We start from the raw sequence: 19,876 nt of genomic DNA, 5'->3' as shown, positions 1-19,876 counted from the left end.
GCGCGCCCTCTCTGCCCGCGCGCCCCACTCCGACGACATTCACCGAGGCTTCTTCGTGGCGAACATCAAGTCCCAGATCAAGCGCAACCGGCAGAACGAGAAGGCCCGGCTGCGTAACAAGGCTGTCAAGTCTTCCCTGAAGACGGCCGTCCGCAAGTTCCGCGAGGCCGCCGACCAGGGCAACGTCGACGAGGCCGTCGTGCTCATGCGCGCCGCTTCCCGCCAGCTGGACAAGGCCGCCAGCAAGGGCGTCATCCACAAGAACCAGGCTGCCAACCGCAAGTCGGCGATCGCCCAGCGCGCCGCCGCCCTCGCGGCCGCCAAGTAATCCAGGGTTCTTCGGAACGCCGCGCCCTACGGGGCGCGGCGTTCTTGTTTTGTTCCCTTTGGGCGGCTCGGAGGGGTTCGCGCGATCACATAGCTTGATGTCGATTAACTCAATGCTAAGTTAATCGACGTCGAGGCTTCTGAAGGAGATCCCGTGCCCTCCCCCCGTGCCGCCCTGGTGGCCGTCACCGCACTCGCCCCGGCGGTCTGGGGCACGACCTACGTCGTGACCACCGTGCTGCTCCCTCCGGAGCGCCCGCTGTTCACCGCCCTGATGCGCGCGCTCCCCGCCGGGCTGCTCCTGGTGGCCGTGACACGCACGCTGCCCCGCGGCGACTGGTGGTGGCGAGCGGCGGTGCTCGGCGGGCTCAACATCGGCCTGTTCTTCCCGCTGCTGTTCCTGTCCGCCTACCGGCTGCCCGGCGGGGTCGCGGCCGTCCTCGGCTCCATCCAGCCGCTCATCGTCGCCGGGCTCACCCGCGCCGTACTCCGCGAGACCGTCTCGCTCCACCGTGTCGCCGCCGCGATCGCGGCCACCGTGGGCGTCTCCCTCGTGGTGCTGAGGGCCAACGCCGCCCTCGACGTCACGGGAGTCGCCGCGGGTCTGCTCGGCGCGACCGGCATGGCCGCCGGGGTCGTCCTCACCCGTGCGTGGGGCAAACCACCCGGCGTCGGCGACCTGACCCTCACCGGCTGGCAGCTCACCGCGGGCGGCCTCATGATCGCCCCGGTCGCCTTCGCCGTCGAGGGGCCGCCTCCCACGCTGGACGGCGCCGCCGTCGCCGGCTACGCCTGGCTGGGCCTCGTCGGTACGGCCGCCGCCTACAGTCTGTGGTTTCGCGGGGTCGGCCGTCTGGCGCCCCCGCAGGTCTCCCTGCTGGGCACCCTCAGCCCGCTCACCGCCGCCCTGGCCGGTTGGATCGTCTTGAACCAGTCGCTGAGCCCGCTCCAGCTGACCGGTTTCTTCCTGGCGCTGGCCGCGACGGTCGCGGGCCAGCTCCCGGCGTTCCGCCGCGCCCGCCTCTCCTCGACCCCCGACGCGGGCTAACGGCCGGTACGGCTGGCGACGACGATCTGCACCATGTGCTCAAGCGCGTAGGCGGGATCGGCGCCGCCACCCTTGACCTGTTCGTCGGCCGTCGCGGTCGCCTGAAGGGCGCGGGCGATCCCCTCAGGACCCCAGCCGTTCAGCTGCCGCTGTACCCGGTCGACCTTCCAGGGAGGCATGCCGAGGTGACTGGCGAGCTGCCCGCCACGCATGTTGCGCGGCGCCCCGCCGACCTTCGCCAGCGAACGCAGGCCTCCGGCGAGCGCGCTCACCAGCAGAACGGGCGCCGTGCCGGTGGCCAGCGCCCAGCGCAACTGCTCAAGGGCGTCACCCAGGCGCCCCTCGACGGCGGAGTCCGCGACGGTGAATCCGCTGACCTCGGCCCGCCCCCGGTGATAGCGGGCGACGGCCGCCTCGTCGATGGTCTTGCCCGGCGTGTCGAAGGCGAGCTGGTTGCAGGCTGCGGCGAGTTCCCGCAGATCGTTCCCCACCGCGTCGAGCAGCGCGGCCGCCGCGTCGCCGCCGATGGTGCGCCCCGCCCGCCTCAGCTCCGCCTTGACGAAGGCGAGCCGTTCCGCCGGCTTGGTGACCTTGGCCACGGTGACCACGTGGGCACCGGCCTTCTTGACGCCGTCGACCAGTGCCTTGCCCTTGACCCCGCCGGGGTGGACCAGGACCAGCACGGTGTCCTCAGACGGGTTCGCGGTGTAGGAGACGATCTCCGCGATCACCTCCTTGACGAGGTCCTGCGCGGAGCGGATCACCACCACCGACCTGTCGCCGAACAGTGACGGCGAGGTCAGCTGGGTCAGCTCCCCCGGCTGTACCTTCCCGCCGACCAGGTCGTGGACCTCGGCCCCCGCGTCGGACGCCCGCGCCGCGGCGACCACCTCGCCGACCGCGCGGTCCGCGAGGAGTTCCTCGTCTCCGACTACCAGGGTCACCGGTGCTGGGTTGGTCGCCGCCATGTCCAGCAGCATGCCACGTGCGGCCAGTCGATTGACGCGCTCCCCGGCATGAGTGCCGGAGATTCGGCCTGTGCCACGTGTGCGGCGCCTCGGCCCCCTCTCCGGCGACCCGCGCCGCCCGAGGCGAACAAACCCGAGTATCGATCGACAAGCGATTCGCAACCGATCCGCAGGCGACGTACGGCACACTCCAGGTGAACAGAGGAGAGATTCCCAATGAATTCCACCGTCAGCCGTCACACCTGTCCGCACTGCGGCACGGCCCTCGACGAGGGGCCGATCATGTATCGCTGCTCCCCCTGCGGCCGTTCCCTCTACGCCGCCGACATCGACACCGAGTTCCACCGTCCCCTTGAGACCGCGGTCCCGGTCTGACCCGGAGACCCGGCGGGCTCAACGGTAGGCGGACAGGCCGTCCGCCAGTTCTTCCTCGTCCTCGTCCCGGAAGGCGGACAGGGCCTGCTGCAGGGCGAAGGTCCGGCCGATCACGGTGACACGGGCCGCCGTGTCACCGGACCAGCCGCCGAGGGCGAACACCCGTCTCAGGAAGGCCCCGCCGTGACCGGCGCCGATCGCCGCCAGGTCCTCGGCCTGGTCTCCGATCGTGACCTCGTCCCAGTCGACCACCCCGCCGAGCCGGGGCCGTCCATCGACGATCTCCCACAGGACGTTCTCCACACCGAGGTCGCCGTGCACCAGCGCGTCGGTGAGATGCGGAAGGTCGTCGAGGGCCACGAGTTCCCGGTCTGCCCGCCGCCTCCCGTCCTGCGACATGAGCCCGAACAGCTCACTCCTGACATCCTGCGCGAAACACCGCCAGCGGTCCCGGGGCGCCGTCAGGGCGGCCCGCGCCCTCTCGTCCGAACCCGCCCCGGCCAGTGAGGCCAGCAGCGTGACGTACCGTGCCGCCACGGCCTCGGCCACGGCGGGGTCTTTGAGCGTGTTCACCTCGAGCGGAGCCCCGGGAACACGGCTGAGGACGAGAAAGGGCCATCCGTCCACGTCTCCGGTGCCGTGTCCGAGAAGCGCGTCCCCGGCGTCACCCCCGGGGGCCGATCGCCCGTCCGTGTACCGGGTGCCGTGTTCGAACAGGGGCGAGGGCGTGGCGAACCCGAGGTCGAGTTCCGCGAGCAGCCGCAGCACCTCCACGCGCCGGGGCAGCCGGGAGGCCGCCGCCCTGGTGCGCGGCAGGCACACGACCCGGTCCGCGCCGACGATCACCCGGTGGAACTGCCCTTCGTGAACGACAAGGTCCTCAGGCGCGTCCGGTAGCGGCCAGGCCGGAAGACCGTCGTTTCCCGTCGTCATGGGAATCGGGCCACGTAGCGGCGCTGCCAGGGCGTCTCGACGGCCCCTGCGGCGTAGTGCTCACGAACGTAGGCGACCGCCTCCGGGGCCGGAACCCCGTCCAGCACCGCGACACAGGCCAGAGCCGTGCCCGTACGGCCACGCCCACCGCCGCAGGCGACCTCGACCCGCTCACTTCCGGCACGTTCCCAGACCTCGCGCAGCGCCTCGACGGCCTCCGTCCGGTCGGACGGAAGCCAGAAGTCGGGCCAGCGGAGCCAGCGGTGCTCCCAGCTGACGGCGGGAGGCCGTCGTCCCAGAAGGTAGAGCGCGAAGACGGGTCTTTCCCCCTCGGGAAGCGGGTACCGAAGGCCCCGGCCCCGGACGAGCCGCCCCGACGGCAGTCTCATCACCCCCGGTGCCGTGGCGTCCCATGTTTTGATCATGAAGCAAAGCCTAACTCTCCGCCGGGCACGTCGATCGGCGTCCATGGACACCGAGAGCACTCAAGCCGCCCAAGACGCCGGGCCGCCCGACGGCGTCCAGGCCGTCCCAGGGCGGCCGAGGCCTCGGGGAACGTCCCAGAGCACCGGGATTCCTCGAAGACGTCGGCATCCGCCCGAAGGCGCCCGACTCCTCCGGGAGTATCCGGGCCGAAGGTCGTCCAGAGACGTCACCTCTCTCTGACGACGGCCAGTCCCGCCTCCCGTGCGACCACGGTCAGCGTGCCTGACAGGTCCGTCCGATAGACCCGCATACCGAGCGCCAGCAGCCCGGTGACGGTGGAGGGAGCCGGGTGGCCGTAGTCGTTGCCCGCACCCACGCTGATCAGTGCCGCGCGAGCACCGGTGGCCGCGAGAAAGCCGGGGTCATATCTCGCCGAACCATGGTGGGGGACCTTGAGGATGTCAGCCCGCGGCAGGCCTCTCCTGAGCAGCTCGGCCTGCGCCTCGGTCTCGACGTCCCCGCTGAGCAACGCGGTACCGGCCGCCCAGCGCACGTGCAGCACGACGCTGGCGTTGTTTATGGTCGTGCCCTCCCCTCCCCCTGGCGGGGACGTCCCGTCCCACGGTGCGAGGACCGTGAGCTCCGAGGGGCCGAAGCGCCACCGCGTCCCCGGCTGCACCGTCCACTCGGCGACTCCCCGGCGGGTCAGGTCCGCGCTCAGCCGGACGCTCTCGCGCTCGGCCACATCGCGCGGGGTGACCACGACCGCTCCGACCGGCCGGCCGCGGAAGACCCCGTCCAGGCCGCCGACGTGGTCGAAGTGCGGGTGGGTGAGGACGACGAGCGGGACCTGCCTGACCCCCATGGACCTCAGGCAGCGGTCCATCCGCACGGGATCCGGCCCCGTGTCGACCACCACGGCGCGACCGGGACCCGCGGCGACCAGCAGCGCGTCACCCTGGCCCACATCGCACGCGACCAGCAGCCAGCCTCCGGAGGAACGACGGGTCACGACCGATCCGGCCACGACGACGGCGAGGAGCACCCCGACGGCCACCGCGGCGACCACCCGGCGTGACCACCGGCGCCGCAGCGCCAGCACGGCGAGCGACGCGGCCACCAGCAGCGCGGCCAGTCCGGCGAGGCCACCGGGCCATGGGAACACCGCCAGGGGAAGGCCCGCCGCGCGTTCCGCCACACCGACGATCCACCCGGTGGCCAGACCCGCGGGGCGGGCCAGTAACCGCGCGGCGCCCATGTGCAGCGGCGCGGTCAGCGAGGCGGCGAACCCGAGCAGCGTCGCGGGTGCCACGGCGGGCCCCGCGAGCAGGTTCGCGGGGACGGCGACCGGGGCGATCTGCCCTGACATCAGGACCAGCACCGGGGTGACCGCTGCCTGTGCCGCCGCGGGCACGGCGACCGCCTCCGCGGCCCAGCGGGGCAGTCGCCCGGCGAGCCGGTCCCGCCAGCGCGGCGCGAGCACCAGGATGCCGCCGGTCGCGAAGACCGACAGGGCGAAGCCGTAGGAGCGCGCGAGGCCGGGGTCGAAGAGGATCAGCCCCAGAACGGTCACCGACAGGGCCGCGAAGCCGTCGCGTGCGCGGCCCGTACCGAGTGCCAGGGCGGTGACGCCGCCCATGAGCAGCGCACGGAGCACACTGGGCGAAGGCCGGGCGACGACGGCGAAGAAGACCATGGCGAGAACGGCGAGCGCCGCCCTGAGCGGAAGACGCAGGCCCATGATCCTGGCCAGCGCGACGGCCGCCCCGGCCACGACTGCGAGGTTGGCCCCGGACACGGCCGTCAGATGGCTGAGGCCGGCCTGCTTGAAGTCGGCCTTCACCTGTTCGTCCATCTGGGACATGTCACCGACGACCAGTGCGGGCAGCAGGCCGCGCTGGCCCTGAGGAAGCACCGCGGAGGCCTCACGCAACCCCGCACGGAGCGCTCCGGCGACGCGCTGGACCCACGACGGCCCGCTCAGCACCCGGGGCGGCCCCCGCACCAGCACCACCGCGGCGAGCAGTTCTCCGGGCTCCGCGGGCCCGAACCGCCCTTGTACGGCTACGCGCTGGCTGGGCAACAGGGAACGCCACTCCTCTCCCGTGGCCAGCAAGATGACCGAGGCTCGCAGCCTCACCGCACCTCCCGGTTCTCCCGCCGTGCCGGACGTCTGCCTGACCACCTCGACACGTGCGGGCACCACGAAGCCGCTCCTGCGGGAGAGGCCGCCACGCTGGGCGCGTTCCCGGGGGTCGTCCGTCACCACCGCCTCGAACGTCGCCGAGACCCGCCGCCGGGCCAGCTCGGCCACCGGCCCCGTATCGGCCGCGTGCACGTGGAAGGCGACCACACCGGCTGCTGCCGCCACGCACACCAGCACGGCGAGTGCCACCCCACGCCAGGCCGTACGGCCCCGGGCGCGGATCGCCACCGCCGTCAGGAGCGCGCCGCCGAGGGCGGTCAGAGCCGCGCAGGCCCCGATGGACGCGGGGCAGCCCACGAGCACGAGAGCGGCCATCCACGAGGCGAGGGCGGGCAGGACCAGATGCAGGGTGTGCGCCCGCGCGGGTGTGTCCTGGCCTGTGTCCTGACCGAGGTTCGCGGCCTGCCCGGTCAACCAGGTCATACGTGGACCCTGTCCTTCAGGTCGGCGTACTTCCGATCGCCGATGCCGCTGATCTCGCGTAGTTGCTCGACCCCCCGGAAACCCCCGTGGCCGTCGCGGTACTCGACGATGCGCTGGGCCAGCACCTCACCGACCCCGGGTAGCTGTTCCAGTTGCTGCGGGGTCGCGGAGTTGAGGTCGAGGACGACGGCCGCCGGGTCGGCGGGGACGGGCGCGATCGCGCCGACGGCCCCCGGAGCCCTGGGCGCTCCGACGACGATCTGCTCTCCGTCGACCAGCCTGCGCGCGAGGTTGAGGGAGCCCGAGGAAGCGCCTCCGCGCACGCCTCCCACAGCCCGGAGCGCGTCGGTGACGCGGGAGCCGCCGGGCAGGGTGACCACTCCTGGGCGACGGACCTTGCCGGTGACATGAACGGTGACCTCGGGGACCCCCGGAGGGCCGGTCCCGGCCCGGACCGCCGTCGTGAGCGGTGCGGAGGGCGGACGGGACACCGTTTCCTGAGAGGCCGGGGACGGACCGGCGATCGGTGTGGGCGGCGCGAGGGGCTCCGACTCCGGCCGGGACAGCCACAGGTGGACGCCCGCGACCGCGGCGGCGACGATCGCGACGAGCACGAGGGCTCGCAGCCCGGAACGGCTGAGCCCGAGCACCGGCCCCTGGGCTGCGACGGCCGTACGGAGGGCCTCGAAGGAGGGTGGGAACGGCGGCACCGGGGCCGACCGCAACCAGTTCGCAGGACCGCCTCCGCCCCTGGGACCGCCGTCCGGAGCGGCTTCGCCGTCTCCGCCCGCGGAAGGCGGGTCGTCCCCGAAGGCCACCCCGGCGTATGACGGCCCCGTCCCGCCCCCGGCTTCGGGGAACAGGGCCTCACGGCTCCCGGGACGCCCCGCAAGCGAGGGGAAGGTGGCCGGTTCGCGAGGGCCCGAGACCGTCAGAAGCCGTAGCCGTGCCCCTGCCGTGAACCGCTCGGTGGCCTGATCTGTTGTCCGCACGCCCAGGACGGTACGGCGGCGCCGTGGCCCCTCCGGCCACCGAACGCGGTTCTGGGGAAAACCCCACGTCTCACGAACCGCCTGTGGAAAACCCTTGAGTCGCGCGACGCCGTCCCCCCGTGGGGGTCTACGGGGGGGAGCACGGGAAACACGCCCCATGGGAAGAGGCGCGGGAGGTCACCGGTGACCCCGGCCGCCCGGCAGGTGCCGGGGGCCGGGGGAAGACCTACTGGACGGGGGTGCCGCCGCGTCAGACCCGGCGCGGCTTGAGGCCGAACGCCCAGGCGAAGGCACCCTCGTGGTCGGCGTCCCACTGGACGATGTCGGCCAGTCTGCCGGGGGCGAGGACGCCGCGGTCGGGGACGCCGAGCACGGTCGCGCCACCGAGCGTCGCCGCGCGCAGCGCGTCGTTGACGCTCATCCCGAAGGCCGCCACCGCGAGACTGATGACCAGGGCCATCGAGGTGATCCCGCAGTGCCCGGGGTTGTGGTCGCTGCCGAGCGCGACGGTGACGCCCTGGGCGAGCATGCGCCTGACCGGCGGCAGACTGCCGCGCTGGAGCGCGGTTCCCGGGCAGACCACGGCGGGGACACCGTAGCGGGACAGGATCGAGATGTCCTCGTCGGAGGTGTGGTGCAGCAGGTCGGCCGAGGCGCAGCCGAGTTCGGCGGCGAGCTGGACCGCGCCGCGACGGCTGTAGGCCCCGGCGTGCACGCGCGGCAGCAGACCGACGTTGCGGCCGGACGCCAGGACCCAGCGGGCCTCGTCGGTGGTGAAGTGCCCCTCGTCGCAGTAGACGTCGACGCTGTCGGCACCGGCCGCCGCCGCGTCGGCGCACCAGGCGCCCACCGCTTCGACGTAGTCACGCTGACGGCCGAAGTACTCCGGCGGGACGACGTGCGCGGCGAGGAAGGTGACGTGCACGCGCGGCATCATCGGTTCCTTCTCAAGCTCGCGCAGCAGCCGCACGTCGGCGAGCTCGCCGTCGCGGGTGAGGTGGTAACCGGTCTTGGCCTCGACGGTCGTGGTGCCGGCGAGCAGCCACTCGCGCAGGCGTTCGCGGACGCCGTTGCACAGGGTCCAGGGGTCGGTGCCGCGGGTCACCGTGACGGTCGAGCCGATGCCGCCGCCGGCCGCGGTGATCGCCGAGGAGCTGGAGCCGCCGGAGCGCATGGCCATCTCGGCGTAGCGGTTGCCCGCGTACACCGGGTGGGTGTGGGCGTCGATCAAGCCGGGTGTGACCAGCGCACCGCCAAGGTTCTCGACGTGGTCGACGTCGACGATGTCGTCGACCACCCCGGGAACGCTCTGTGGCAGGTCCGCGGCTCGCCCGACCCAGGCGATCCGGTCGTTGTGCACCAGGATCGCGGCATTGCTGCACACATCGTTACCGGTCCAGAGCCGGCCGATGTTGGTCAGAAGGCGGACCGTCATCGCATCACAGCCTTGCACGCAGGGAAGGACATCGGGAGGGACGCCGTTTCCGGAGACGGCAAACCGGCCTGGCGGACGCGGAGCGTCATGCCTGCTGGGTTCGCTGTGAGTCCGGACGACATCGGGGGTCTCCTGCTCTCATCCGCATATCGTTGTGCGGCGACAGTATCGCCGAGATCATGATCAGGCGATTTCAGTTCAGTTACGTTATTTCACAAGTGAGCTCGCTGTACAGGCTAATTGGGAAGAACCACCGCTTCACCGTGGCCACACCCGAACCACCGGCTGCACGGCCCCGTGCGACCTGAACGCATCTGCGCAGCTCAAGCCACTTCTCATCCATCCGTAACAGCGGTCACCGAGGCAACTTGCACCCCAGCTCTCCGCTGGATTTGCCTTATGGTAGCAATCCAAACCTTGCCCGACCACTGTCGCCTTTGGGGCTTTTGTACGATTTTCAGAGACCAATAGTGCACCCCACAAAGCCCCATCAAGGCAAGCTTTTCCATTGAAATAGGACAAGCCATCTATCTAGGCTGTTGGAACCAGGTCTCGGTATCACACCTCTCGAACGTCCGCGAGTCACGCACCGGCGCGAAGCCCCTCGCCGGACCGGCGGACCATGCCGGGGGAACCTCTGCCCGGCTTCCAAAACGGACATGCCATGTAGCCTTTCGTGCGAGCCGTCTGTCAGCCGTACGCATGGGAGTCATCTTGTCCGTCTCCGCAGACGCCGGTCGGCGTCGCATAGAACAGCTGCTGCAGGACAACGAGGAGGACGTTCTCCGGCGCTGGCAGGAAATAGCGGGTTCCTCCTCGGCGGGCAACGTGGACCGTGCCGCCCTGAGGGGACAGCTGCACGAGTTGCTCCAGGCGCTACGGCGGTCACTCGGTGAGGAGGGCGGCTCCAGCGACCTGCACGGCCTGCTCGCCGAGCTGTCCCGCAGCCGCGCCCGCCAGGGCTTCACGCCCTCGGAGACCGCCGTCGTGGTGTTCGGCCTGAAGGAGGCGGTCTACGAGAGCGTGGAGGCGGACGGTTCCCCCGAGGCCCTGCGGGGGTTCATCTGGTTCTCCCGGCTCATCGACGACCTGGGGCTGTTCACCATAGAGAACTACGCCGCCGCCAGGGAGAAGGTGATCGTCGACCAGGCGGAGCAGCTCCTCGAACTGTCCACCCCGGTGGTCAAGCTCTGGGAGGGCATCGTCGCGGTGCCGCTGGTCGGCACGCTCGACTCGGCCAGGACCCAGGTGGTGATGGAGAAGCTGCTGCAGACGCTGGTCGACACCGGCTCCGAACACGCCGTCATCGACATCACCGGTGTGCCCGCGGTGGACACCCAGGTCGCCCAGCACCTCCTCAAGACCGTGGTCGCGGCGCGGTTGATGGGCGCGGAGTGTGTGATCTCCGGCATCCGCCCGCAGATCGCCCACACCATCGTCACCCTGGGCATCGAGTTCGGTGACATCGTGACCAAGGCCTCCCTCGCCGACGCCCTGGCGCACGCGCTGCGGCGCAGTGGCGTGGAGTTCGCCAGCAGGAAGACCCGCGTCGCCGTACGGACCGAGGAGGGATGATGGACCGCGTCCCCATCCTCAAGCTCGGAGACATCCTGATCGTCTCCATCCAGATCGACCTGCAGGACCAGGGCGTCCTGGCCCTGCAGGAGGACCTGGCCGACAAGGTCGTCGCGACGGGGGCCCGAGGAGTGATCATCGACATCACCGCCGTCGAGATCGTCGACTCGTTCATCGGGCGCATGCTGGCGACCATCGCGGCGATCTCCCGCATGCTCGACGCCGAGACGGTGGTCGTCGGGATGCGTCCCGCGGTGGCGATCACCCTCGTGGAGCTCGGGCTTTCCCTCGGTGGCGTGCGCACCGCGCTGAACCTTGAGAAGGGTGTCGCGCTGCTGAACCATCTCGAAGGCGCCCAGATCGCCACGGCTGCCCGGTGACCACCCCCGCAGAACTGCCCGTCAACGGCAACAGCGACGTCGTCCTGGTACGCCAGCACGTCAGGACCGTGGCCGTGGACGTGGGGTTGTCCCTCGTCGACCAGACCAAGGTCGTGACCGCGGCCAGCGAGCTGGCCCGCAACGCGCTGGTCTACGCGGGCGGCGGCCGGGTCCGCGTCGAGATCGTGCACAACGGTCTACGCAAGGGGCTGCGCCTGACCTTCAGCGACGAGGGTCCCGGCATTCCGGACATCGAGCAGGCCCTCACCGACGGATGGACCACCGGCGGCGGCCTCGGGCTCGGGCTCAGCGGCTCCCGCAGGCTGGTCGACGAGTTCGACCTGAAGTCGGCTCCAGGAGAGGGCACGCTCATCACGGTGACGAAATGGGCGAGGTGATCGTCTCCCAAGACGACGTGTGGGCCAGGGCCGAGGACGCCAGCGCCATCGGTTCCCTGCGCCGCGCCGCGGTCGTGCTCGCCGAGAACCGGGGGTTCGACGAGGAGGACACCGGACGGGTCGCCGTGGCTGTGAGCGAGGCGGCCTCCAACCTGGTCAAGCACGCGGTCGAGGGCACCATGCTGATCCGTCCCCACCCCGAGCTCGGCTCGGCGGTCGAGGTCGTCGCCGTGGACCGGGGGCCGGGGATGCGCGACGTCGCCCGCGCCCTGCGCGACGGCTACTCGACGGCGGGAACCCTCGGCATCGGCATGGGCGGCATCGCGCGGATGGCCACCGGCTACGAGGTTCACTCGGTACCGGGACGGGGCACTGTGCTCGGCATGTACTTCACCGCACGTCAGAGCCCCAAGCCTGCCTGCCGGGTCAGCGGCGTGACGCGCCCGATCGGCGAGGAGAGCGTCTGCGGTGACGCGTTCGCGGCCTCGGACTCGGGCACCTCGGTGACCGTGATGCTCTGCGACGGCCTCGGCCACGGCCCCGCCGCCGCCCACGCCTCGCGGAAGGCCGTACGGCTGTTCACGGAACACGCCGCCCTGGCGCCCGGGGACATCCTGGAACGCCTCCACCGGGGGCTCGGCCAGACCAGGGGCGGCGCCGTCGCCGTCGCCCGCGTCGACCGGGTCACGGGCACGGTCGGCTTCGCGGGCCTGGGCAACGTCTCCGCCTGGATCGCGGGCCACGACGGCAGGCAGGGCATGATCTCGGTGCCGGGGATCGCGGGCCACCAGGCCAGGACCCTGCGCCAGTACGAGTACACCGCGCCGCCGCACAGCGTGGTCGTGCTCCACTCGGACGGCCTGTCCGACCGCTGGGACATCTCCGCCTACCCGGGGCTCGCCACCCGGGCCCCCTCGGTGGTCGCCGCCACGCTGCTGAGGGACGCGGGCACGCGCAGGGACGACGCCTGCGTGGTGGCCGTGAGGCCCGCTCTGTGAACCGCGGGGGCTCGGTACCCGACGGCGAGGAGCTGATCAGCGTCCCCGTCCGCGACGAGCGGGACGTGTTCGCCATGCGCAAGCTCGGCCGCGACGTCGCCGAGGCCGTGGGCCTTGAGACCCAGGACCAGATCCGCATGGCCACGGCGCTGAGTGAGATCGGCCGCGAGGTGCTGGGCGAGACGACGGAGACGTTCGCCACCTTCCTTCTGGGGCAGGACAGCCTGGTCGTCAGGATCGGCCTGCCCGAGCAGGCCGCCGTCCAGACGGCGGACGGTGTGACGCTGGCGGGGCGTCTCGTCGACGCGATCGAGCTGAGTCCCGCCAGGGGAACGATAAGCATGCTCAAACGGCTTCCTCCGGGCCGGCCGAGGCCGTCGGTCGAGGAGATACGCGCCAGGCTCGCGAAGCTGACCCCCACGACCGCCCTGGACGAGCTGCGCCAGCAGAACCACGAGCTGGCCGCGACCCTGGAGGAGGTCATCCAGCTCAACGCCGAGCTGCAGGAGACCAACCAGGGTGTGCTCGCGCTGTACAACCAGCTCTCCGAGGAGCTTGAGGAGACCAACCGCGGCGTCGTCGCGCTCTACGCCGAGCTGGATGAGAAGTCCGCCCAGCTCAGGGAGGCGAGCACCGCCAAGGACCGGTTCTGGGCCACGGTCAGCCACGAACTGCGCACCCCGCTCAACTCGATCATCGGCCTGGTACGGCTCCTGGTCGGCCCCGGCGGGGAGCCGCTGGCCGACGAGCAGCTCCACCAGATCCAGCTCATCGGCTCCTCGGCGGAGACGCTCCTCAACCTGGTGAGCGAGCTGCTCGACATGGCCAAGGCGCAGGCGGGACGGCTGGACCCGCAACCGTCCCAGGTGGACCTGGTCGCCCTGGCCGAACGGCTGCGCATGTCACTGCGCCCGACCGGCGGCAACCGGGTGCGCCTGACGACGCGGATCGCGCACGACGCGCGGGAGATGCTCGTCGACGAGACGATGCTCACCCGGGTGCTGCGCAACCTGCTGTCCAACGCGCTGAAGTTCACCGAGGAGGGCGAGGTCACGCTCGACGTGAGCTTCGACGCCGCGACCCACGAGGTCGTCCTGCTGGTCACCGACACCGGGATCGGCGTTCCCGAGGAGCACCAGGAGCGTGTCTTCGAGGAGTTCTACCAGGTGCCGGGGCCGATCCAGGTCAGGACGAAGGGCACCGGGCTCGGCCTGCCGTACGCCCGCAGGCTGGCCGAGGCGATGGGCGGCACGCTCAGGCTGTCCAGTGTGGCGGGTGCGGGGACGACGGTCACGCTCAGGCTGCCCAGCCGCGACGACGCAATGCCCTCCGTCGGGCGGGTGCTCGTCGCCGACGACGACGCGGAGTTCCGCGCGACCGTACGGCGGATGCTCTCCGGGGTCGCCGCGCACGTCGACGAGGCCGCCGACGGCCTGGTGGCGTTGGAGACGATGGCGGCGAACCCGCCGGACATCGCCCTGGTCGACCTTCTCATGCCCAGGCTGGACGGCGGGGCCCTGCTGCAGCGGATGGCGCGGGACGAGCGGCTGCGGCGGGTGCCGGTCGTCGTGGTCACCGCGGCGGGCTCGCACCAGTACCCGCAGGAGGCGAGCGCGGTCGTCCCCAAGCAGGGTCTGCGCAGGGACAGCCTGCTCGCGGCCCTGCGCCACGCCCTGGAGCAGGCGGAGGCACGGTGAACCAGGCGCAGGCGAGGGTGCTCGTCGTCGACGACACCCCGACCAAGCTGTACATCCTGTCGAGCTGGCTGCGGCGCGCGGGACACGAGGTACTGCAGGCGACGGGCGGCGTCGAGGCGCTCGCCAAGGTCAGGGAGCTTCGGCCCGACCTGGTCGTCCTCGACGTACGGCTGCCCGACATCAGCGGGCACGAGGTGTGCGAGCAGATCAAGGCCGATCCGGTGACCGCCTCGATCCCGGTCGTCCAGATCTCCGGGGCGGCGATCACCCCGGCCGACCGGGCGCACGGGCTCGAACGGGGGGCGGACGCCTATCTGGCCGAGCCGGTCGAACCCGACGAGTTCGCCGCGACGGTCGAGGCGACGCTGCGCTACTACCGAGCCAGGCAGCGGGCCGAGCGGATCGCCGAACGGCTGGCCGCGCTCACCGAGGTCACCCTCGCGATGAACTCGGCGGACACCTTCGACGAACTCCTCGTCACGGCCGTCGAGGGCACCTCAAGGATCCTCGGCAGGCAGGCGGGCGCTCTGGCGTTGCCGCCCGACGGGCGCGTCCGCAGATACACCGCGCTGCCTCCTGGCTGCGCCGTCTCCCGGAACGTGACCGCGACGACCCTGCCCGCGCTGGACGCCATGTCGCTGGGCAACGCGGCGGGAACCCGGGTCTTCACCGTCCTGGCGAGCGACTGGCTGCGGCTGATCCCCGACGCGGACCTCAAGGGCGACGTGCGGGGGGTGCTCTGCCGTACGAAGGGGGGCAGGCCGCCGGTCTTCCTCGGCGTCGAGGCGACGCCGGAGCTGGGCCAGGACGAGTCGAACGTCCTGCGGCAGCTCGGCCAGGCGCTGGCCCTGGCGCTCGACGCGCTGCGCGCCTACGCCGAGGAGCACGCGATAGCCCTCACCCTGCAGCGCAGCCTGCTGCCCGCCAGGATTCCCGAGGTGCCCGGTCTGGAGATCAGCTGGCGTTACCAGCCCGCGGTGGACAACGTGGAGGTCGGCGGCGACTTCTACGAGGTCCTGCGGCTCGGTGAACGCGTGCTCATCGCGATCGGGGACGTCCAGGGGCACTCCCTGCTGGCCGCGACGGTCATGGCGGAGCTGCGTCACGCGCTGCGGGCCTCGCTCATCGGCACCGTCGACCTGGGCGCGTCCATGGGACTGCTCAACGACGTGCTACGGCGTTATCACCCGGGCATGACCGCGACCGTGTGCCTGACGCTGATCGACCCGGCGACCGGGTGCATGGAGGTCGCCAACGCGGGCCACATCCCCCCGTTGCTCATCGGTGACGGCCGGGCCCGCTACGACCGCCTGGGCAATCTCCTGCTCGGCGTGGCCGAGGAGACCTACCGGGTCGACCGGCTGGTCGTTCCCGAGGGCGGGGCGGTGCTGATGTTCACCGACGGCCTGGTCGAGGACCGCGACAAGCTCCTCGACGAGAGCCTGGAGATCGTACGGCAGCTGGCGGACACGGTCGAGGACGACCTCGAACTGTTCTGCGAACGGCTGATCAGGCGGTTCGGCGCCCGGGAGGACGACGTGGCGCTGGTGGTCTTCCGGCGCGGCACGGAGTGAGAGAGCCCCGCCCCGCCGGGGAACGGCGGGACGGGGCTCAGGGTCTCTCTCAGACGGTCTCGACCGGCTTGGCGGTCCGCTCCAGCTCGGCGAAGAGCGAGGGCAGGACCCTGGCGTGCAGGATCGTGCCGTCACCGGTGTGCTCGATGCCCAGCACCTCGCCCTCCTTGTGCGCCCTGGAGATCAGGTCTCCCCGCTGGTACGGCACCAGCAGTCTGACCTCCTGGTCGAAACGGGGCATCTCCCGCTCGATCAGCGCCATCAGCTCGTCGATCCCGGCGCCGGTGCGGGCCGAGACCACGACGATGGGCTTCTCCCTGGCCTCCAGCTGGGCCAGCACCACGGGGTCGGCGACGTCGGCCTTGTTGACGACGACGATCTCCGGGATGTCGCGGGCGCCCTCGATCTCGGAGACCACCTCCCGCACGGCCGCCAGCTGCGACTCCGGGTCGGGGTGCGAGCCGTCGACCACGTGCAGGATCAGGTCGGCGTCGCCGATCTCCTCAAGCGTCGAGCGGAAGGCCTCGACCAGCTGGTGCGGCAGGTGCCGGACGAACCCGACGGTGTCGGCCAGCGTGAACAGCCTGCCGTCCGGCGTGTGCGCCCTGCGGACCGTCGGGTCCAGCGTGGCGAACAGGGCGTCCTCGACCAGCACACCGGCGCTGGTGAGCCGGTTCAGCAGCGAGGACTTGCCCGCGTTGGTGTATCCGGCGATGGCCACCGCGGGCACCTCGCGCGACAGCCTCCGCGCCCGCTTGGTCTCTCTGGCGGTGGTCATCTCCGCGATCTGACGGCGCAGTTTGGCCATCCGCTCGCGGATGCGCCTGCGGTCCAGTTCGATCTTGGTCTCACCGGGGCCTCGGCCGCCGATGCCGACGCCGCCCGCGGCGCGTCCGCCGACCTGGCGGGACAGGTTGCCACCCCAGCCTCGCAGGCGCGGCAGCAGGTAGTTGAGCTGGGCCAGCTCGACCTGCGCCTTGCCCTCGCGGCTCTTGGCGTGCTGGGCGAAGATGTCGAGGATCAGCATGGTCCGGTCGATGACCTTGACCTTGACGACCTCCTCAAGCTGACGGAGCTGGCCGGGGCTCAGCTCTCCGTCGCACACCACGGTGTCGGCTCCGGTCGCCGCGACGATGTCGGCGAGTTCCTGCGCCTTGCCCGAGCCGATGTAGGTGGCGGTGTCGGGCTTCTGGCGGCGCTGGATCAGCCCTTCCAGGACCTCCGACCCGGCGGTCTCGGCCAGGAGCTTCAGCTCCAGGAGGGAGTTCTCGGCGTCGGCCGCCGTGCCCGAGGTCCAGACGCCGACCAGGACGACTCGTTCAAGTCGCAGCCGGCGGTACTCGACCTCGGTGACGTCCTCAAGCTCCGTCGAGAGCCCCGCGACCCTGCGCAGTGCCTGGCGCTCTGCCAGGTCCATCTCGCCGATCTCCGGCAGGTCGTCGAATCGGTCGATCTCCAGCGGCTCACGAATGTCTATGTTGTCGCTCCGTTCAGGTGCGTGGTTCGTATGCGTCATCTCCTGGGAGAACGCCCGAACCTCGGTGTCTCTTCCCATGATGGTGCCACGCGGACGGCCGGGTATTCATCCCGTTATCCGGTGTGGCTCACACGGGCAGCACCTTGGCGTCCCCGGCGCCGGTCCGCACCGAGACGCCGTTGGGCGAGGCCGGGTCGTTGGTGACCTTGACGACCTCCTCGCCGACCCCGGTGTCCGCCGTGACGTTGTAGCTGCCCTGCGGCAGCCGTACGGTCGCGTCGCCGGTGCCGGTCTCGACCTCCACGCGGCCGGGGGCCGTGGCGAACCTGACCCTGACCTCACCCGCCCCGGTGGTCGCGACGAGGCTCTTTCCTCCCAGATCGTTGCCCTCGATGCCGCCTGCGCCCGCGCTCGCGTTCACCTCGCCGGTCAGTGAGCGCATCGTGATGTCGCCCGCGGTCGACTCCAGGGTGACGGCGAGCCCCTTGGGGATGTCGATCCGGTAGTCGACCGAGCAGTTCGAGGAGCCCGGGCAGTCGTAGCGCAGGGTGAGCGTGCCGCCCGCGACGGGGTGCTCGGTCTTCGGGATGTTCCTGTCGTCCCCGCCCCAGTGGCGGGTCTCGGTCACCCGGACCTCCCGCTGCCCGCTCTCGGAGATCACGATGTCCCCCACCTCCGCGTACGCCTCAAGGGCGGTGACGCCGCCACCGACGGTGTAGGTGGCGACGGACTGCTTCCGGTCGCCGAAGTCGACGTTCAGCCTGCAGCCGGACAGCAGCAGGACCGCCCCGGCGAGCGCCCCCGCGGCGACCAGGTTCTTCCTCTTGGACAGCATCTCCGACCTTCCTCGTTCACCCCTGTTCGGGACATGTCCAACTCTTCCGGGAGGACGGCCCGCTCTCCATCGGGGAAGCCCCCGACAAGTCCCTCCGGGGACCCCGGTCTTTGCCCCCTGGGTGACCATCGAGTAGCGTCTATTCCACAATTCAGAAGTGTTTTTCCACTCTATGGAAAGGATGCTCATGGACGGCGTTGAGATCCACGGCCCGTCGGCGGACCGGTTCGACGAGATCCTCACGCCGGAGGCGCTGGCCTTCACGGCCACACTCCAGCGAGAGTTCGGCGCCAGGCGCCTTGAGCTGCTGGGCGCCCGCCAGGCGCGCCAGGCGGAGCTGTCCGCGGGCGGCACCCTCGGCTTCCTGCCGGAGACGCGGCACGTGCGCGAGTCCGAGTGGCGGGTCGCCCCGCCCGCACCCGGCCTTGAGGACCGCAGGGTGGAGATCACCGGCCCCGTCGACCGCAAGATGACGATCAACGCGCTGAACTCGGGGGCCAAGGTCTGGCTGGCGGACTTCGAGGACGCCAACGCCCCCACCTGGGAGAACACGGTCAACGGCCAGCTCAACCTGCGTGACGCGCTCGACAGGACCATCGACTTCTCCGCCGGCGGCAAGGACTACGCGCTCAGGCCCGACGAGGAACTCGCGACGATCGTGGTCCGCCCGCGTGGCTGGCACCTGGAGGAGAAACACCTCACCCTCGACGGTGAGCCGTTCTCCGGCTCGCTGGTCGACTTCGGCCTGTACTTCTTCCACTCGGCGCGGCGGCAGATCGACAAGGGCAGGGGCCCCTACTTCTACCTGCCGAAGATGGAGTCGCACCAGGAGGCCCGCCTCTGGAACGACGTCTTCGTCAGGGCCCAGGAGCTGCTCGGCATCCCGCGGGGCACGATCCGCGCGACCGTCCTGATCGAGACCTACCCGGCCGCCTTCGAGATGGAGGAGATCCTCTACGAGCTGCGCGAGCACTCCGCGGGGCTCAACGCGGGCCGCTGGGACTACCTGTTCAGCGTGATCAAGAAGTTCCGCACCCGGGGCAGGGAGTTCCTGCTGCCCGAGCGCAACGCGGTGACCATGACCGCCCCCTTCATGCGCGCCTACACCGAGCTGCTCGTGAGCACCTGCCACCGGCGCGGCGCCCACGCCATCGGCGGCATGGCCGCGTTCATCCCCTCCCGCCGTGACCCCGAGGTCAACAAGGTCGCGCTGGAGAAGGTCACCGCGGACAAGACCCGTGAGTCGGGCGACGGGTTCGACGGCTCGTGGGTGGCCCACCCCGACCTGGTCCCGGTCTGCCGCGAGGTCTTCGACTCCGTCCTCGGCGAGCGGCCCAACCAGCTCGACCGGCTGCGCGAGGACGTCTCGGTCTCGGCCGCCGACCTGCTCGCGGTCTCCAAGACCCCGGGTGAGATCACCGAGGCCGGGTTGCGCAACAACGTCGACGTGGCGCTGCGCTACCTCGCGGCCTGGATGGGCGGCCAGGGCGCGGTGGCCATCCACAACCTGATGGAGGACGCGGCGACCGCGGAGATCTCCCGTTCCCAGGTCTGGCAGTGGATCCACAACGACATCCGGCTCGCCGACACCGGCGCCCAGGTGACACGGGAACTCGTCGAGCGGATCATCAAGGAGGAGCTCGCCGGGATCGCCGCGCAGCCCGGCTACGACGCCGAGCGCTACGCCCAGGCGACCGCCCTGTTCAAGGAGGTCGCCCTCGACGACGACTTCGCCGAGTTCCTGACGCTGCCCGCCTACGCCCGCATGCCCTGAGGCGATCGCGACCGCGGGGCCCGGGACCGGCGGGC

Annotated in this window: 18 protein-coding genes; 10 read left to right on the top strand and 8 right to left on the bottom strand. The window is 71.1% G+C overall.

All coding sequences use genetic code 11. From position 1 onward, the window contains the following. Window positions 1-55: 55 nt before the first annotated feature. Both rpsT and ACIBVQ_RS01055 read left to right on the top strand, forming a co-directional pair. The gene (gene rpsT, locus ACIBVQ_RS01060) at window positions 56-328 is read left to right on the top strand and encodes a 30S ribosomal protein S20 (protein ID WP_352008593.1); all 273 of its coding nucleotides are present in this window, start codon (window positions 56-58) and stop codon (window positions 326-328) included. A gap of 153 nt (window positions 329-481) precedes the next feature. Continuing rightward, a complete protein-coding gene (locus tag ACIBVQ_RS01055) occupies window positions 482-1,375 on the top strand; it encodes an EamA family transporter (protein WP_386190170.1) in 894 nt (297 codons plus the stop codon). Here ACIBVQ_RS01055 and holA read toward each other — a convergent pair. Further along, window positions 1,372-2,343 carry a DNA polymerase III subunit delta gene (holA, locus tag ACIBVQ_RS01050; protein ID WP_399174878.1) on the bottom strand — a complete coding sequence of 324 codons (972 nt, stop codon included), beginning with the start codon at window positions 2,341-2,343 and terminating at the stop codon, window positions 1,372-1,374. The two genes, ACIBVQ_RS01055 and holA, sit on opposite strands and share 4 nt — an antisense overlap. A 216-nt stretch (window positions 2,344-2,559) precedes the next feature. Here holA and ACIBVQ_RS01045 point away from each other — a divergent pair, with 216 nt between their 5' ends. Continuing rightward, a complete protein-coding gene (locus ACIBVQ_RS01045) occupies window positions 2,560-2,718 on the top strand; it encodes a hypothetical protein (RefSeq protein WP_352008590.1) in 159 nt (52 codons plus the stop codon). An 18-nt stretch (window positions 2,719-2,736) separates the two neighbouring features. Here the strand turns inward: ACIBVQ_RS01045 and ACIBVQ_RS01040 are convergent, their stop codons facing one another. From ACIBVQ_RS01040 to hutI, 5 genes are all read right to left on the bottom strand, one after another. Continuing rightward, window positions 2,737-3,651 carry a phosphotransferase family protein gene (locus tag ACIBVQ_RS01040; protein WP_399174876.1) on the bottom strand — a complete coding sequence of 305 codons (915 nt, stop codon included), beginning with the start codon at window positions 3,649-3,651 and terminating at the stop codon, window positions 2,737-2,739. Then, a complete protein-coding gene (locus tag ACIBVQ_RS01035) occupies window positions 3,648-4,076 on the bottom strand; it encodes a protein-tyrosine phosphatase family protein (RefSeq protein WP_399174874.1) in 429 nt (142 codons plus the stop codon). The genes ACIBVQ_RS01040 and ACIBVQ_RS01035 overlap by 4 nt, the downstream gene beginning before the upstream one ends. A gap of 227 nt (window positions 4,077-4,303) precedes the next feature. Further along, entirely contained in the window at window positions 4,304-6,706 is a 2,403-nt protein-coding gene (locus ACIBVQ_RS01030; RefSeq protein ID WP_399174872.1) for a ComEC/Rec2 family competence protein, read from the bottom strand. Continuing rightward, window positions 6,703-7,698 (bottom strand): helix-hairpin-helix domain-containing protein, encoded by a 996-nt coding sequence (locus ACIBVQ_RS01025; protein WP_399174870.1) that lies wholly within the window; start codon window positions 7,696-7,698, stop codon window positions 6,703-6,705. Before ACIBVQ_RS01025 ends, ACIBVQ_RS01030 begins: the two co-directional genes overlap by 4 nt. Before the next feature lie 250 nt (window positions 7,699-7,948). Further along, the gene (hutI, locus tag ACIBVQ_RS01020; RefSeq protein ID WP_399174868.1) at window positions 7,949-9,133 is read right to left on the bottom strand and encodes an imidazolonepropionase; all 1,185 of its coding nucleotides are present in this window, start codon (window positions 9,131-9,133) and stop codon (window positions 7,949-7,951) included. Between the two features lie 714 nt (window positions 9,134-9,847). On the opposite strand from hutI, the gene ACIBVQ_RS01015 reads away from it, so the two are divergent. From ACIBVQ_RS01015 to ACIBVQ_RS00990, 6 genes are read left to right on the top strand one after another with little or no spacing between them, the layout of a single operon-like run. Then, on the top strand, window positions 9,848-10,708 hold the full coding sequence (locus ACIBVQ_RS01015) for an STAS domain-containing protein (protein WP_386190164.1): 861 nt from the start codon (window positions 9,848-9,850) through the stop codon (window positions 10,706-10,708). Continuing rightward, window positions 10,708-11,088, top strand: a complete 381-nt coding sequence (locus ACIBVQ_RS01010) for an STAS domain-containing protein (protein ID WP_352008583.1) — start codon at window positions 10,708-10,710, stop codon at window positions 11,086-11,088. Before ACIBVQ_RS01015 ends, ACIBVQ_RS01010 begins: the two co-directional genes overlap by 1 nt. Further along, a complete protein-coding gene (locus ACIBVQ_RS01005) occupies window positions 11,085-11,486 on the top strand; it encodes an anti-sigma regulatory factor (RefSeq protein WP_352008582.1) in 402 nt (133 codons plus the stop codon). Before ACIBVQ_RS01010 ends, ACIBVQ_RS01005 begins: the two co-directional genes overlap by 4 nt. Next, window positions 11,474-12,484: an ATP-binding SpoIIE family protein phosphatase gene (locus ACIBVQ_RS01000; RefSeq protein ID WP_352008581.1), complete on the top strand. Its 1,011-nt coding sequence runs from the start codon at window positions 11,474-11,476 to the stop codon at window positions 12,482-12,484. Before ACIBVQ_RS01005 ends, ACIBVQ_RS01000 begins: the two co-directional genes overlap by 13 nt. Then, window positions 12,481-14,181 (top strand): hybrid sensor histidine kinase/response regulator, encoded by a 1,701-nt coding sequence (locus tag ACIBVQ_RS00995; protein ID WP_399174865.1) that lies wholly within the window; start codon window positions 12,481-12,483, stop codon window positions 14,179-14,181. The genes ACIBVQ_RS01000 and ACIBVQ_RS00995 overlap by 4 nt, the downstream gene beginning before the upstream one ends. Next, complete coding sequence (locus ACIBVQ_RS00990) at window positions 14,178-15,755, top strand: fused response regulator/phosphatase (protein WP_362910815.1); 1,578 nt, start codon at window positions 14,178-14,180, stop codon at window positions 15,753-15,755. Before ACIBVQ_RS00995 ends, ACIBVQ_RS00990 begins: the two co-directional genes overlap by 4 nt. Window positions 15,756-15,804: 49 nt before the next feature. Here ACIBVQ_RS00990 and hflX read toward each other — a convergent pair whose 3' ends face one another. Next, window positions 15,805-17,271 carry a GTPase HflX gene (gene hflX, locus ACIBVQ_RS00985; protein ID WP_399174863.1) on the bottom strand — a complete coding sequence of 489 codons (1,467 nt, stop codon included), beginning with the start codon at window positions 17,269-17,271 and terminating at the stop codon, window positions 15,805-15,807. Window positions 17,272-17,359: 88 nt separating this feature from the next. Next, entirely contained in the window at window positions 17,360-18,067 is a 708-nt protein-coding gene (locus ACIBVQ_RS00980; protein WP_399174861.1) for a DUF4097 family beta strand repeat-containing protein, read from the bottom strand. 187 nt (window positions 18,068-18,254) lie between these two features. On the opposite strand from ACIBVQ_RS00980, the gene aceB reads away from it, so the two are divergent. Next, window positions 18,255-19,841: a malate synthase A gene (aceB, locus tag ACIBVQ_RS00975; protein ID WP_399174859.1), complete on the top strand. Its 1,587-nt coding sequence runs from the start codon at window positions 18,255-18,257 to the stop codon at window positions 19,839-19,841. Window positions 19,842-19,876 lie beyond the last annotated feature (35 nt).

It is taken from the genome of Streptosporangium sp. NPDC049376, assembly GCF_044466505.1.
Classification (GTDB): Bacteria; Actinomycetota; Actinomycetes; order Streptosporangiales; family Streptosporangiaceae; genus Streptosporangium.
This window is presented reverse-complemented; position numbering and strand designations above follow the sequence as displayed.